This window comes from Lysobacter rhizosphaerae (assembly GCF_054779795.1).
Genome location: NZ_BAAGXO010000003.1, coordinates 308317 through 322474 on the forward strand (window position 1 = coordinate 308317; position 14158 = coordinate 322474).

The following is a 14158-nucleotide window of genomic DNA, read 5'->3' on the forward strand; positions in this document are numbered from 1 at the left end:
TTGCGCGGGCCCCTGCTTCATCGATGCATGCGCGTCACCACACGTCGCAGCGATCCTTCTCCGCGCGCACCATCGGCGCATCCGCCTTGCATTGGAACGCGTCGCGGAACGCCGGCAGGTTCGACAACGGTCCGTTGACGCGGTACTTGGCGACCGGGTGTGGGTCGCCCTGGATCATGGTGCGCTGGGTTTCCATGCGCGTTTCGTCGCCGCGAAATTGGCCCCATGCGATGAAGAACTGCTGTTCGGGGGTGAAGCCGTCGATGGTCGGTTCCGGGCCCTTGCCCTCACGCGACTTCAGGTAGGCGCGATACGCGATCTTGGCGCCGGCGAGGTCGCCGATGGATTCGCCCAGCACCAGCTTGCCGTTGTGGTGCACGCCCGGCTCGATGAAGTAACCCTCGAACTGGTCGACCACGCACTGACCCTTGGCCTGGAACTGCTTGTTGTCCTCGCGCGTCCACCAGTTGGCCAGGCGGCCCTGCGCGTCGAACTGCGCGCCCTGGTCGTCGAAGCCGTGGCTGATCTCGTGGCCGATGACCACGCCGATGGCGCCGTAGTTGGCCGCGTCGGTGGCGGTCACGTCGAACGCGGGCGGCTGCAGGATGCCGGCCGGGAACACAATCTCGTTCTGCGACGGGTTGTAGTACGCGTTCGAGGTCGGCGGCGTCATGCCCCAGCGGCTGCGGTCGGTCGGCTTGCCCACCTGGCTGCGGTTGTCGGCAACGTTCCAGCGCGAGGCGGCGACGACGTTGTCCCACGCCGAATCACGCGATATCACCACGCCCTTGTAGTCCTTGAACTTGTCCGGATAACCGAGCTTGGGGAAGAAGGTCGCGCGCTTCTCCAGCGCCTTCTTCTTGGTCGCCTCGTCCATCCAGTCCAGGCCGCGGATGGTGTCGTCCATCGCCAGCAGGATGTTCTTCACCATGTCCTGCATCTTGGCCTTGGCTTCCGGCGGGAAGTACTTCTCCACGTACTTCTGGCCGAGCGCTTCGCCGAGCTGGTTGTCGGTGGCTTCCGCGCAGCGCTTCCAGCGCGGCTTGATCTCGGTGGCGCCGGTGAGGAACTTGCCGTTGAAAGCGAAGTTCTCCTCGACGAACGGCGTCGACAGCGAGTCGGCGGCGGTATTGAGGACATGCCACTGCAGGTAGGTCTTCCACTGCGGGAGCGGCGTCGTCGCGAGTTCCTTCTCGACCTGCTGCAGGAACTTGGGCTGGGTGACGTTCAATGCGTTGCGCGGCATGTGCGCGGCGCCGAAGTACTTCGTCCAGTCGAAGCTCGGCGCCAGCTTGCCCAGGTCGGCGAACGCGGTCGGGTTGTCCAGCAGCTTCGGGTCGCGCAACTGCACGTTGTCGAACGAGGCCTCGGCCAGGCGCTTTTCGAAGGCGAATACAGTCTGGGCGTTCTGCTTGGCCTGTTCCGGCCTGGTGCCGGCGAGCTCGAACATCTTCGCCACGTGCTCGAGGTATTTGGCGCGCGCATCGACGAAGCGCTGGTCGGGCTTGAGGTAGTAGTCGCGGTCGGGCATGCCCAGGCCGCCGGCATAGATGTGGGCGACGGTCTGCGAGGGCTCGTGCAGGTCCTCGCCGGCATACACGATGAAGGGAACGAACACACCCACGTCGTGCAGCTTGCCGATCATGCGCTGCATGCCGGCCTTGTCGCGGATGGCGTCGACTTCGGCGAGCCAGGGCTGGATCGGTTTGCTGCCCAGCGCGTCGACGCGGGACTCGTCCATGCAGGTGGCGTAGAAGTCGCCGGCGAGCTGGCCCGCGCTGCCCTTGGGCCAATCGGTCTTTGCCGACAGTTCGTTGAGGATGTCGCGTACGTGTTCCTTGTTGATCTCGCCGGATTGCCAACGGCGGCTCCAGCGATCCATGTAGTTCGGGATCGGGTTCTGCTGCCGCCACGCACCGTTGGCGTAGTCGAAGAAGTCGGTGCAGGCGTCGCCGTTGCGGTTGATGTCGGCGGGATTGATTCCGTGCACCGCACCTGCCGATGCGGTGGTGACTGCGAGCAAAGCGACTAGCGGAAGACTGGACCTGATCACGTCTACGTCCTTGCTGGGTGGGTGCCGGCCACTATAGCCGCGCGGTTCGGCGCGACCCGTCCCAGAAGTCCTGCATCGACGAACTGCTATGCACCTCGCAGTGCATCGACTTCGGTGCAGACATCCATCACCAGCGCGCGCAGCCAGCGATGCGGCGGATCCGCTTCGAGCCGTGGATGCCAGAACAGGAAGACCGTGAACTCGGGCACTTTCACCGGAAGCGGGAAGCGGTGCATCCCTTCGCACAGCGTGTACGTGTGCTTCTCCGGGACCGTCGCGACCATGTCGGATGCGCGGGCCAGGGCGAGCGCCGCCGAAAACCCGCCGACGGTCGCGACCGCATTCCGGGCCAGGCCAAGTTGCTCCAGGGCCTCGTCGACAGGTCCCATCTCCAGCCCTTTGCGGGAGACAAGGACGTGCGGGCTGCGCGCATAGCGGTCCGGCGTGATGTTTCCTTTCGACAGTGGATGTCCCTGGCGGACGACAGCGACGAAGCGGTCCCGGAACAGGCCGTGCGTGCGGATCTCGGGCCCCATGGTTCGTCCGGTAACCCCTGTCTCCAGATCGACGGTGCCGTCTCGTAGCGGCGTACTGTCCTTGCCCGGTTTCGGCATGAAGCGCAGGCGCACACCAGGCGCCTGTGCGGCAGCACGCGCGATCAGCGCGGGTCCGAAGTTCTCGACGAAGCCTTCGCTGCTGCGAATGGCGAAAGTGCGAGAGAGAGACGCCAGGTCGAGCATCAATGCAGGCCGCAGCACGGACTCGGCGGCGTCCACGACCTGGCGCACCCGATCCCGCAACTCGAGTGCACGCGGTGTCGGCACCAGGCCACGCCCGGCGCGAACCAGGAGTGGATCGCCCGTCGCCTCCCGCAGACGCGCCAGCGATCGGCTCATGGCGGACGGGCTCAACTGAAGACGTTCCGCCGCACGGGCGACGCTGCCCTCCGACAGCAGGACATCGAGGGTGACCAGCAGGTTGAGGTCGGGCGTCGCCATGGGCCGAAGAAGTACCACGGATCGGCCGCGACATGGCGTTTCATGCACGAATGGATTGCGAGCCATGCGTCTTCCGCCCGGCCAGGTGCGGGCCTAACGTGACCGCTCTACTCGCTGCCGTCGCTTATGCGCCTCCATGTCCCTCTCGCCCCCTACTGACGTAACCACCGAACTGCCCACCGCCTCAGCCGGTCGCGGCGCGCTCCTGGCCATGTCCCTGACCATGCTGCTGTCCTCGTTGGGAACCAGCATCGCCAACGTCGCACTGCCGACGTTCGTCCACGCCATGGACGCGTCGTTCCAGGCCGTGCAATGGATCGTGCTGGCCTACCTGCTGGCCGTCACCACCTTCGTCGTGAGTGTCGGCCGGTTGGGCGATCTGTGGGGCCGCCGGCGCCTGATGCTGGCCGGCATCGGCCTTTTCACGCTTGCTTCGGCGGCCTGCGCCGGGTCGACCGGACTCTGGATGCTGATCGCGGCGCGTGTCGTCCAAGGCCTGGGCGCGGCCATCATGATGGCCCTGACCATGGCGCTCGTCGGGGAGGCCGTCCCGAAGTCGCGCGCCGGAAGTGCGATGGGACTGCTGGGAACGATGTCCGCTGTCGGTACCGCACTGGGTCCATCCTTGGGTGGCGTGCTGATCGCGGCGTCCGGTTGGCAGGCGATCTTCCTGATCAACCTCCCGCTCGGTTGCGTCGCGTTGATCCTGGCGTACCGCCACCTGCCGCTGGATCGCCAATCCGTCGCCCGCCCCTCGTTTGATTGGCGGGGCTCGTTCCTTCTCGCAACGACGCTGGCCGCCTATGCGCTCGCCATGACCCTGGGGCGCGGCAACTTTGGTGCGCTCAACGCGGTGCTGCTCTGCATCGCCATCATCGGCGCCGGCCTTTTTGCCGTCATCGAATCCACTGCCGCATCGCCGCTCGTGCGTCCGGCGCTGTTCCGCGATCGCACCGTCCGCACCGGCTTCATCACCAGCGCACTGGTTACGACGGTCGCGATGACGACGCTGGTGGTGGGACCTTTCTACCTGTCCGGCGCGCTCCGTCTCCACGCGGCTGCCGTTGGGCTGGTGATGTCGATCGGACCGCTGGTAGCCGCGCTCGTCGGCATTCCAGCAGGCCGCGGCGTCGACCGTCTCGGTGTCCGCCGCATGACCCTCATGGGCCTGGCCGCGATGGCGTCAGGCGCGGCTGCACTGTCGGTGATGCCGCTTGTGTCCGGCATCGCCGGCTATGTCGTGCCCTTGGCCACCCTCACCGCGGGGTTCGCGATCTTCCAGGCCGCGAACAACACCGCAATCGTGACGGGCGTCGAGTCCAGCCAGCGTGGCGTGGTATCCGGCCTGCTCAACCTGTCCCGCAACCTGGGCCTGGTCACCGGTGCGTCGGTCATGGGCGCGGTCTTCTCCCTCGCGTCAGGGACCACGGACATCGCCACAGCTGGCGTCAACGCCGTCGTGTCCGGAACACACGCCGCCTTCGGCGTTGCCGCTGCCCTGATCGCTGCATCCATGGTTCTGGTTGCCCTCTCAGCGTCGCATGCGCCGGTCGTGGCGACATAGAAGAATCGACTGCGCCGCTTTCACGAACCCCATCCACGGGATCCATCCACGCGCTACGCCCGCGATCCTTTGCTCTTTGGCACCGCATGCGTGGTGTTGTAAGCCACCGCCGCGCGCAGCAACGCCTTCAGCGCTGTCTTGTCGATCTTGTCTCCCTCGAAAATATCCATCGCCCGCCACCTGCTCCCCAGCCCCGCGTTGAAGAGCTGCTTCGGATCGGGGAGCTGCGCTCCGTGGAAGAACGTGAGCTTCACCTTGCCCTTGTGGGGATTGGCGAGGGCGTACATGCCCTCGTGCGACCACACGGGCGTGCCCATCCATTTCCATTCTTCGACCACGTCGGGGTCGACCTCGTGGATGAGCTTGCGGATTTCGGCCAACCGCTCGCCTCTCCAGTCGTGAAGGCTCGCGATCTTCTCGTCGATCCGCTGGGACGCGCTCACGGCGCCTGCTGCCTTGGCGACCGCCTTGCGCGGTTTGGCTGCCTTCGCAGCGACCGGCCTGGCGCTGGTGGTCTTCCTTGCGACCTTCGCGGGCTTCGTGGACGTGCTGTTGGCCATTGCGTTCACTCCAGGACTGCTGTGATCTTGAGTTGAATGGCACGTTGCTCGCTCACCGCGCCTGGATCATCTTCCAGCCGTTCCCCGACGGATCGCGGAAGCTGGCATCCACGGTGCCATAGCGTTCCTCGGGCTCTTGCGTGAACTCGACGCCGTGGGCGCGCATGCGTTCGCAGGAAGCACGGCAGTCGTCGACGATGAGCACGAGCGGCGGCATGGCACCTTTCGCCACTATCTCGCGCACGGTCTGCGCGGTCACCGCGTCGAGCGTCGGTGGCTGCGGCGCGAACAGGCCGAGCTGGAAGGACGGCTGCTCCGGGTGCTGCACCGTCAGCCAGCGGTAGTCGCCGTTACGCGCGTCGGTATGGACGCGGAAGCCGAGCTTCCCGACATAGAACTCGAGGGCTTCGTCCTGATCGCGAACGTACAGCCCGACAACTCCGACACCCTGGCTCATGTGATCTCCTTCGTTTCGATGGAACCGGTTGGTTCGGCGGCATTCTTACCGCCCGCATCCTGCCGGCGCTTCTCCGAAACTGCGATCGTGAGATCGGGCCGGTGGGCGGCGCTCAGATAGCAGCCCGGCACCTGCCCGCGTGCGTGCGGAGCGGCCTGTTCGCGCGCGCGCAGTTCGCTTGGGCTCTCGCCGGTGACGTCGCGGAACGTGCGTCCGAACGTGCCCAGGCTGTTCCAGCCCGTCTGCAGCGCGATGTCGAGTATGGGCAGGTCGGTGTCGCGGAGCAGTGCCGTGGCCCGTTCGATGCGACGCGTGAGCAGGTACCGGTGCGGCGGAACGCCGAAGGCCTCCTTGAACGATCGCGCGAAGTGGGCCGCGGAAACGTGGCTCACGCGCGCCAGCCGCTGGACGGGCCAGTCCTCGTGCGAGGCGGCATCCATCCGGTCCTTCGCGCGCAGCAGGCGGCGCAACAGCTCGGGATCCAGCCCTGTCTGCCCTCTTCCTTGTTGGTTGTCGCGTCCTGTTTCCATGGGTGACCGATCAGGTGTTTCGTCGAGGATCGTAGCCCGCATCGACGTTCATGGCGTCCGGCCGCGCTGGGCGGCGACCAGGGCACACCCCTGCGGCGGCCTCCGCCGAACGGCGCTTGCATATTGTTTTTCGATATGTTTAATATCGTTTTGCGATACAACAGAGGCCGAATCCCGTGACCAGACCCCCGAACGCCCTCCCCCTGGCCCGCCTGCTGATCCGCGGCCTGATCGTCCTCAACGCCCTCTACGCCTGCGCCATCGGCTTGCTGCTGGTCGCCACCCTGCTCTATCCGAAACTGCTGTTCGACGCCCTCGTCGGGCTGGACGGCGCCGACGCCTGGCAGGTGCGGGTCGCGTTGCGCGCGGTAGTGATTGTCGGCATCGCCGGCGCGTACGTCGTGTATCGGGTGCTGCGCGAACTGCTGGCGATCGTCGACACCGTGCGCGATGGCGACCCGTTCGTCGCTGGCAACGCCCGCCGCCTGCAGGCGATCGCCTGGTGGGTGCTGGCCGGTGAAGGCTTGCGGCTGCTGGTGGGCGCGATCGTATGGGGCGCCTCCCGGTTCGTGCCGGCCATCGACAACATCGACGTCGGCTTCTCGTTCGCGCCGTGGCTGGCCGTGCTGTTGCTGTTCGTGCTGGCGCGCGTGTTCGACGAGGGCACGCGGATGCGCGCCGACCTCGAAGGCACGGTGTAGGCCATGGCGATCGTGGTCCGCCTCGACGAAAAACTGCACGAGCGCCGCATGACGCTGACCGAGCTGTCCGAGCGCGTCGACATCACCGTCGCCAACCTGTCGATCCTGAAGACCGGCAAGGCCAAGGCGATCCGCTTTTCCACGCTCGAGGCGATCTGTGCGGTCCTCGATTGCCAGCCTGGCGACCTGCTCGCCTTCGATCCCACGCAGCCGCACCAGGAGGAATGACCATGAACACTCTCGCCCGCTTCTTCGCGTCCGACCCGCAGCGCCACGAAGGCGTTCGTCCCGTGCAGGTCTGGGGCCTGCGGGTGTTCTATTTCCTGATGCTGATATTCGTAGCGCCGACCGCGTGGCGCGTGCTGCTGGCACACGACGGCCCTTGGGATCCGCTGCGCGCGATCGCCTTCGCCGTCTGGGCCACCTACCCTGCACTCGCGCTGTTCGGACTGATCCACCCGCTGCGCTGGCTGCCGTTGATGTTCTTCACCATCGGCTACAAGGCGATCTGGCTCGCGTTCGTCGCATGGCCGCTGTGGCAGGCCGGCACGCTGTGGGGCACGCCGACTGGCGAGATCGCCAGCTCGTTCCTCGCGCTGCCGCTGCTGGTGGCGGTGGTGCCGTGGGGGTATGCGTTGCGGACGTACGTGGCGTGGCCGGGGCGCGCCAGTGCCACGGCAGCGCTGGGCACGTGACGGTCTGTCTTCGAGAGTATGAATCCCGAAATCTACTCTCCCGTCCGTGCTTGGCTCGTCGTTTCCGGATGAACACGCGGATGCACCCGCTTCACGCGCGGGCGCGCTTTATTTCCCGGTGCTTCCGAAGGAGGAATACGCCATGAAACCGCGCTTTTCGCCGTGGCTGCTGGCCAGCATCCTGGTCGCCAGCGCCGCCTGCACGCAGCCCTCCGCACCTGCGGCGCCTACCGCAACTGCCGCCCCTGCGGCCACCGCGGCTCCCGCGACCACCGCCATGCCCGACCGCAAAGCGGAAACCCGGACCGCGATGCGCAAGCTGTGGGAGGACCACATCACCTACACGCGCAACTACATCATCAGCGCCCTCGCCGGCCTGCCCGACACCGATGCCGTGGCCGCGCGCCTGATGAAGAACCAGGACGAGATCGGCGCGGCCATCAAGCCCTATTACGGCGATGCCGCGGGCGACAAGCTTGCCGGCCTGCTGCGCGACCACATCAGCCAGGCAGCCGAGGTCGTCAAGGCCGCGAAAGGCGGCGACAAGGCGCAACTGGACGCGGCCCAGGCGAAATGGTCCGCGAACGGCAAGGAGATCGCAGCGTTCCTCAGCAGCGCGAATCCGAACTGGGCGAAAGCAGACCTGGAAGCGATGCTGCAGAAGCATCTGGACCTGACCAGCGGCGAGGTCGTCGCCAGGTTGCACAAGGACTGGGCTGCCGACATCAAAGCCTACGACGAAGGCCACGAGCACATGCTGATGTTCGCCGACACGCTCACCGACGGAATCGCCAAGCAGTATCCGGAAAAGTTCCAGTAACGCGTCGGGCCTAGCCCTGCCTTCATCGCCGCCATGCCTTCATCGCCACCATGGCGACGGCGACGCGCGCGCGCCCTACAACCCGCCGCCCCAGCGGTACTGCCATGCCACGCCGAGCGCGTCGAAGTTGTTGCCCGTGCGCGCGGACACGCCACTGCTCGCGGAGAATTTGATCGAGTTCAACGGGCCCACCGGAATCGCCAGGATCGCGCCCACGCGCCAGTTCTGCTGCAGGTCGTTTTTGGGCACATCGTCGATCCGCGAGCGCCCGCCAGCGAAGTAGGTGGCATCGACCGACAGCCATTTGCCCGACGCGAAGCCATGGATGACATGGCCCTGCAGCGAGTAGATCGGATCCTGCGAGCGCGTGGTGCCGCCGTAGAAGTCGTCGTTGTCTGTGAAGAAGGTGGCCGCCGCCTGCAGCTCCAGTGTCCACCTTCCAACGGCTTTGGAGACACCGACCTCCGGCTCGAACGACCAGCGATTGGTGCCGATGTTGACGAGCCGGTCGGGGTCGTACTGTCCCCAGGGCGGCGCGACCTGGAGGCTCGCGCCGACGATCAGGTCCTGCTTCCAGGTGCGGAACTCCTTCAGCCCGAGCGCCGGCGCGCCGTGGAGGTTGACCGAAATCCGGAACGCCGGTCGGCCGAACCCGGTGACATTCCGCTCTATCGGCTGGCCCAGGTAGTCGGCCGTTCCCGACAGACGGGTGTACGGCACGATCGCGTCGAACTTGCCCGACTTCCCCCACAGGTCGAGCGACCTCGCGTAGGCGAGGACGAGGCTGCTCGTTTCAAGCTTCGCATCGGTGAGCGGTATCGAGGGATCGAACGACAAGCCGCCTTGCGTTCGCACGACGCCGGCAATCAGGAAGTTCACGCCCACCGGCGTGTTGGAATACGCACGCGGCTCGATGTCCTGCGCCCATGCGCTCGCCGTGGATACGGCCAGCACCAGCATGGCGGCCAGCCGGATCGCGTTGACGGCACAGGCTCCAACCCGTGGCAGGCGCATCGGTTGCGTGCTCCTCTTCCTGACGACCGTCCGCGCATTGGCCCTGGCAACGGGTCATCCGGCGAGCGCCTTGGGATCAGCTTATGGGAACGGAAAAACGCCCGCGATGCGGGCATTCTCCGTTGGCCGGCCCCTATCGCGGACCCGGGATTCCCGGCGAAACCACGTTTGCACGCGTGCCACACTTGCGGCATCGGCGATGATATTCCCCACTTCGTCCCCAGGAAGAAATCGAACGACATGCCGCACTACTCCGGCCCGCTGCTCACCCGCGCCATCGGCGAAGCCCTGCTGGCCGCGCGCGATGCCGGCGCAGGCACATGGACCGGATCGCTGGACCTGGGCAAGTCGAGCGGCGACGCGACGCTGGAAGCCGATGTCTGGCAGTGGCGCGAACAGCGCTATCCGTTCCCGCACAAGCTGAAAGACCGCACCCTCTATTACTGGGACGGCGATGGGTTCGAGCCGGTGTCGCGCTACTCCGGCGCGCTGATCAAGCTGGTGCCGACCGAATGGGGCGCGCCCACCTTCGAGATCGACGGCATCAAGATGCTGCCTACGTCGAAGGAATCGCCCTTCGAGGACGCACGCCGCAAGGTGGCGCTGGTGGAACCCAAGGGCAAGACGATCCTGGATACCTGCGGCGGCCTGGGTTACTTCGCCGCGCTTTGCCTGGAGGCAGGCGCCGCGCGTATCCAGTCGTACGAGAAGAACGCCGACGTGCTGTGGCTGCGCACGCTCAACCCGTGGTCGCCGGATCCGGATGCGCCCGCCAGCGGCGGCCGCCTGCAGCTCACCCATGCCGACGTCTCGCAGGCGATCGCGCAGATCGGCGACGCCTCGATGGACGCCCTGCTGCACGACCCACCTCGCTTCGGCATTGCCGGCGAGCTCTACTCACAGGCGTTCTACGACCAGCTTGCACGCGTGCTGCGTCGCGGCGGCCGCCTGTTCCATTACACCGGCAGCCCGAACAAGCTCACCACCGGGCGGGACGTGCCACGCGAAGTGGCCAAGCGGCTCGAGAAAGCGGGCTTCAAGGCGCAACTCGCACTGGACGGCGTGCTGGGGACGCGGCGCTGAAGCAACGGCGAAAGCTGCGCCCACCGCAGTCGCCTTTGCGGCTTCATTGCGCACCACCACTACCGCGCACGGACAGAGCCCCGGGTGCGCTTCGCTTACCCGGGCTACATCCGGCACACATCGTTGTCCGGAAGTGGCCTGTACCATCAGCATGCATCTGCGACCATCGCGGATCTTCCGACTGCCGAGGCTTCCCATGCGCAATGCCGACCATGCCGCCCTTTTCCGCAGCCTGCATGCGCAGGGTCTCCTGCGACTCGCCAATGCGTGGGACGCCGGTAGCGCGCGGCTGATCGAGAGCCTCGGCGCGCCGGCGATCGCCACCACGAGCGCCGGCGTGGCGTGGAGCCGGGGTTACGCGGACGGCGACCAGCTCCCCATCGAACACCTGCTCACTGCGACCGCCGAGATCGCACGCGTCATCCGCGTGCCGCTGAGCGTGGACGTGGAAGGCGGTTATTCGGACGATCCGGATGTCGTCGCCGGCAACGTCCTGCAGCTGGCGGAACTCGGCGTGGTCGGGATCAACCTGGAGGACGGCGCCGGCGCGCCCGCGGCGCTGTGCGCCAAGATCACGCGCATCAAGCAGACGCTGGCTGCGCGCGGGCTCGACGTTTACATCAACGCGCGCACCGACGTGTACCTGCGCGGGCTCGCGCCGGCCGAACGCCGCGTCCGCGCCGTGCTCGAGCGCGCCACGCAATACCGCGATGCGGGCGCCGACGGCCTGTTCGTGCCGGGCCTGGTGGAGTCCGGTGCGATCCGCGACATTGCCGCTGGTGCAGGGCTGCCGCTCAACGTGATGCTGCGCCCGACGTTGCCGGCGGTGGCCGAACTCGAGGCGCTGGGCGTACGCCGGCTCAGCGCGGGTTCGGACCTGGCCGAGGCGGTGTTCGCGCATGTCGGCCAACTGGCGGGCTCGTTCCTGCAGGACGGCCGCGCCGCAGCTGCGCCGCGCATGGCCTACGGCGAGATCAACGCGCTGTTCGGAGCGCGATAGTTCCGTACGCCTACTTTCGCAGGAACGTTTCGATCACCTCGATCGCCTGCTCCGGCTGCTCCTCCATGATCCAGTGGCCAGAGTTCGAGATGACCGCGCCTTGCACGTTGGTGGCAACGTATTCGATCTCGGTCTTCATGGCCGCACCGTAAGAATGATCGCCGCCTACCGCCAATACGGGCAGCTTCAGCTTGCCGCCCTTGGCCAACAAAGCCTTGTTGTCCACGGCGTCCCGTGCGAATGCCGCGAACTGACCGCCGAAGGCATTGTGGATTGCCCCGGGCCGCGCATACAGCTCGGAATAGTGGATGCGGGTCTGCTCGTCGATGCGGGTCGGATCGGCGGACATGTCGTTATAGAACCGATCGAGCAGAATGCGCTCGCGGCCACTGACCAACCGCTCGACATCCGGGCCGCGGAAGTTGAAATGCCAGACCTTGGGATTGAGCAGCTGTGATTCCCAGGTCCCCAAGCCTGGCAGCGGAGCGTCCATCACAACCCACTTTGAAACACGCTCCGGAAACTGCGCCACCAGGGCATAGCCGACCATGTTGCCGATGTCATGGGTCACCAGCTGCACGCTCTTGACCTTCATCTTGTCGAGAATCTGCTTCAGATCGCGTGCCTGCGCCGTCTTCTCATACCCATCCTCCGGATGGGACGACAAGCCCATGCCACGCAGGTCCGGCACGATCACCAGATGATCCTTGACCAGGCGTTCGGCCAACGGCTGCCACATGTCGCCTGTATCACCAAAGCCATGGAGAAGCAGCACGGCCGGTCCATGCCCTCCCACGCGTACGTACTGCGTTCCCCCGCTTACAGGCATATCCGTGCCGCGAAACGCCTGGGAGAACGGCCGCACTTCGGCTTTGGCCTGACGCGACCAAGGAAGCGCCAGCATCAAAGCGCAGAGGCCGAGTGACAAACAGCGACTACGCGCGTTGAGGTTCATGAGCTTCATCATTTCCTCTCAAGTTGTGGGCTCGCTTCTTTCAGGTGCGCTCGTCCGCAGCGATGAAATGCTGCAGGTCGATGAGCGGTTGCTGCGTCACCTTGATGAAATCGGGTCGATCGAGCGATGCGATCAGTGCGATCACCATGCCGAAGGAAATGGCGACGATCCACGTGGCCTTGGATCGCTTGGATCCGGCGATTCCGGCGTGGTACCCCATGCTCATCATGCCGAGGATCGTGAGGCTGTAGAGCGTGATCCAGATGCCCAGCGGCAGCCTCGCGCGCACGCCGATCGCCAACCTCATGGTCTGTACCGAGCTGAGTTCGTTGATCGCCTCGATGTAGAGCGCGCCGACATCCGAATTCATGTCCCGCTTCGCATTCGCCACGGCAATACTCCACAGGCGACGCTGGGTGCGATCCGTTTCGGCGAGCAACGGAGCAAGATCGCGTCCGATGACGCCCTGGTGGGCAAACGCCAGGCGCTCGTCGAGGTAGACCTTGAGCAGGCGCTTGCTTTCGCCGCGCTCAGTCTCCGGCAGGAAGTCGGCGCGTACGTAGGCCACCCGGATTGCGTTCGCATCTTCGCGCACCAGGTCCTTGCGGGTCTGGTAGCGTTCCGCGACGACCGCGAACGTGAAAGCCATGATGAACGCGGTCAGGCCCAGAACGGCGCCTGCGACGCCGGAAACCGGGGTTTCCTTTTCCTCTGCCGACTTGCGATGGGCGACCTTGCCCAACAGGTATCCCACCTCGATGAATGCCATCACGAGGAGAATCGTGCCGAGGAAAAAAACCCAGATGGGCACCGAGTCCAAATTCATAGCTGTCCCGGGTTGCGCCGCGTGCCAGTCGGACGGTTGGGCTGCAGTTGCAGGGATCGCCGATACGGGAACCGGGCAATCCCTCCGGGCCAACGCGGCCAGCTCGGGCGAGCGGCCAAGCTTCAGGATCGATGGCCCACCCTCGGCGCCACCACGTACGCCATTCCGATCCCGATGCCGCCCGCTGCGGCAACAGTCAAGACCCGTCCAGCGCGGCAACACTCTTCCAGTCAGCTCGCCGGCCTCACAGGGTCGAGGTCACATCGCCGCCGTGAGCGCGCAGCAGCTCCGCGGCCTGATGGCGCTGCTCCATGGAGAACGCGTGCACGACGACCGTCGTCTTGCCGGCCGCCATCGCGTCGCGCGCGGCCTCCACGTAACGGTCGTGATCCGGCCGCAGCGAGACAAACCCGCCGAGGAACAGGCCCGCGACCGCGCCGAAGAACAGCATGACCAACCCCGCCGCTACGGGCGAGTTGACGATGAATGGCAAGCCCATCGCATATAGCGCGGCGAACACCAGCAAACCGGCCACCGCGCCGGCGATGCCCAAGCGCACATGCGCGACGACAATCGTGTGCCAGATGCCGCGGCTCTCCGGCTCCAGCTTGCGGCCCGGGTGAGGTTCGCCCGGCGTGATCACCTGCACCTGCGCCGAGCCCAGTGACAGCGCCGCGGACACCGCCTGCGCCGCATCGCGCGCGGCGGACTCGAGTGGGAACACGCCAGCGACCTTGCTGTTCGACAACTCACCGGTGATGGGGGAGGTTTCCGACATGGGAATTCTCCAAGGATCCGACGGCGACAGGATCGCAAAAAGCCGGTCTCCGGCGCGTGAGTGATTGTTCCCTGCGCACTTGGAGAAAGCGCATTTTTGCGTGGTCAGGTAGCGATTGCTGGAC

16 protein-coding genes are annotated in these 14158 nt (G+C 66.0%); 7 read left to right on the top strand and 9 right to left on the bottom strand.

Annotated elements, in window-relative coordinates:
- Positions 1-34: 34 nt before the first annotated feature.
- Together ACYVGE_RS06345 and ACYVGE_RS06350 are read right to left on the bottom strand one after the other, a co-directional pair.
- A complete protein-coding gene (locus ACYVGE_RS06345) occupies positions 35-2053 on the bottom strand; it encodes a M13 family metallopeptidase (protein WP_460728125.1) in 2019 nt (672 codons plus the stop codon).
- 86 nt (positions 2054-2139) lie between these two features.
- The gene (locus tag ACYVGE_RS06350) at positions 2140-3051 is read right to left on the bottom strand and encodes a LysR family transcriptional regulator (protein WP_460728127.1); all 912 of its coding nucleotides are present in this window, start codon (positions 3049-3051) and stop codon (positions 2140-2142) included.
- A gap of 136 nt (positions 3052-3187) precedes the next feature.
- Here ACYVGE_RS06350 and ACYVGE_RS06355 point away from each other — a divergent pair, with 136 nt between their 5' ends.
- Complete coding sequence (locus tag ACYVGE_RS06355) at positions 3188-4615, top strand: MFS transporter (RefSeq protein ID WP_460728129.1); 1428 nt, start codon at positions 3188-3190, stop codon at positions 4613-4615.
- Positions 4616-4668: 53 nt separating this feature from the next.
- On the opposite strand, the gene ACYVGE_RS06360 is transcribed toward ACYVGE_RS06355, so the two are convergent.
- The 3 genes from ACYVGE_RS06360 to ACYVGE_RS06370 form a co-directional block, all read right to left on the bottom strand.
- The gene (locus tag ACYVGE_RS06360; RefSeq protein ID WP_460728131.1) at positions 4669-5058 is read right to left on the bottom strand and encodes a DUF1801 domain-containing protein; all 390 of its coding nucleotides are present in this window, start codon (positions 5056-5058) and stop codon (positions 4669-4671) included.
- Positions 5059-5227: 169 nt separating this feature from the next.
- The gene (locus ACYVGE_RS06365; RefSeq protein WP_460728133.1) at positions 5228-5632 is read right to left on the bottom strand and encodes a VOC family protein; all 405 of its coding nucleotides are present in this window, start codon (positions 5630-5632) and stop codon (positions 5228-5230) included.
- Positions 5629-6072, bottom strand: a complete 444-nt coding sequence (locus ACYVGE_RS06370; protein WP_460728436.1) for a helix-turn-helix transcriptional regulator — start codon at positions 6070-6072, stop codon at positions 5629-5631. The genes ACYVGE_RS06365 and ACYVGE_RS06370 overlap by 4 nt, the downstream gene beginning before the upstream one ends.
- A 266-nt stretch (positions 6073-6338) precedes the next feature.
- Here ACYVGE_RS06370 and ACYVGE_RS06375 point away from each other — a divergent pair, with 266 nt between their 5' ends.
- From ACYVGE_RS06375 to ACYVGE_RS06390, 4 genes are all read left to right on the top strand, one after another.
- Positions 6339-6863 (top strand): DUF2975 domain-containing protein, encoded by a 525-nt coding sequence (locus ACYVGE_RS06375; protein ID WP_460728135.1) that lies wholly within the window; start codon positions 6339-6341, stop codon positions 6861-6863.
- Between the two features lie 3 nt (positions 6864-6866).
- Positions 6867-7091, top strand: coding sequence for a helix-turn-helix domain-containing protein (locus ACYVGE_RS06380; RefSeq protein ID WP_460728137.1), 225 nt, complete (start codon positions 6867-6869; stop codon positions 7089-7091).
- A gap of 2 nt (positions 7092-7093) precedes the next feature.
- Positions 7094-7558, top strand: a complete 465-nt coding sequence (locus tag ACYVGE_RS06385) for a hypothetical protein (RefSeq protein WP_460728139.1) — start codon at positions 7094-7096, stop codon at positions 7556-7558.
- 142 nt (positions 7559-7700) lie between these two features.
- Complete coding sequence (locus ACYVGE_RS06390; RefSeq protein ID WP_460728141.1) at positions 7701-8378, top strand: hypothetical protein; 678 nt, start codon at positions 7701-7703, stop codon at positions 8376-8378.
- 75 nt (positions 8379-8453) lie between these two features.
- Here ACYVGE_RS06390 and ACYVGE_RS06395 read toward each other — a convergent pair whose 3' ends face one another.
- Positions 8454-9392 carry a transporter gene (locus ACYVGE_RS06395; RefSeq protein WP_460728143.1) on the bottom strand — a complete coding sequence of 313 codons (939 nt, stop codon included), beginning with the start codon at positions 9390-9392 and terminating at the stop codon, positions 8454-8456.
- Between the two features lie 240 nt (positions 9393-9632).
- Between ACYVGE_RS06395 and ACYVGE_RS06400 the strand changes: the two genes are divergently transcribed.
- Together ACYVGE_RS06400 and ACYVGE_RS06405 are read left to right on the top strand one after the other, a co-directional pair.
- A complete protein-coding gene (locus tag ACYVGE_RS06400; RefSeq protein ID WP_460728145.1) occupies positions 9633-10475 on the top strand; it encodes a class I SAM-dependent methyltransferase in 843 nt (280 codons plus the stop codon).
- 196 nt (positions 10476-10671) lie between these two features.
- The gene (locus ACYVGE_RS06405; RefSeq protein WP_460728147.1) at positions 10672-11475 is read left to right on the top strand and encodes an isocitrate lyase/PEP mutase family protein; all 804 of its coding nucleotides are present in this window, start codon (positions 10672-10674) and stop codon (positions 11473-11475) included.
- Positions 11476-11485: 10 nt separating this feature from the next.
- Here ACYVGE_RS06405 and ACYVGE_RS06410 read toward each other — a convergent pair whose 3' ends face one another.
- From ACYVGE_RS06410 to ACYVGE_RS06420, 3 genes are read right to left on the bottom strand one after another with little or no spacing between them, the layout of a single operon-like run.
- The gene (locus tag ACYVGE_RS06410) at positions 11486-12430 is read right to left on the bottom strand and encodes an alpha/beta fold hydrolase (RefSeq protein ID WP_460728149.1); all 945 of its coding nucleotides are present in this window, start codon (positions 12428-12430) and stop codon (positions 11486-11488) included.
- A gap of 40 nt (positions 12431-12470) precedes the next feature.
- A complete protein-coding gene (locus tag ACYVGE_RS06415; RefSeq protein ID WP_460728151.1) occupies positions 12471-13475 on the bottom strand; it encodes a bestrophin-like domain in 1005 nt (334 codons plus the stop codon).
- A gap of 25 nt (positions 13476-13500) precedes the next feature.
- The gene (locus ACYVGE_RS06420; RefSeq protein WP_460728153.1) at positions 13501-14034 is read right to left on the bottom strand and encodes a hypothetical protein; all 534 of its coding nucleotides are present in this window, start codon (positions 14032-14034) and stop codon (positions 13501-13503) included.
- Between the last annotated feature and the right edge of the window lie 124 nt (positions 14035-14158).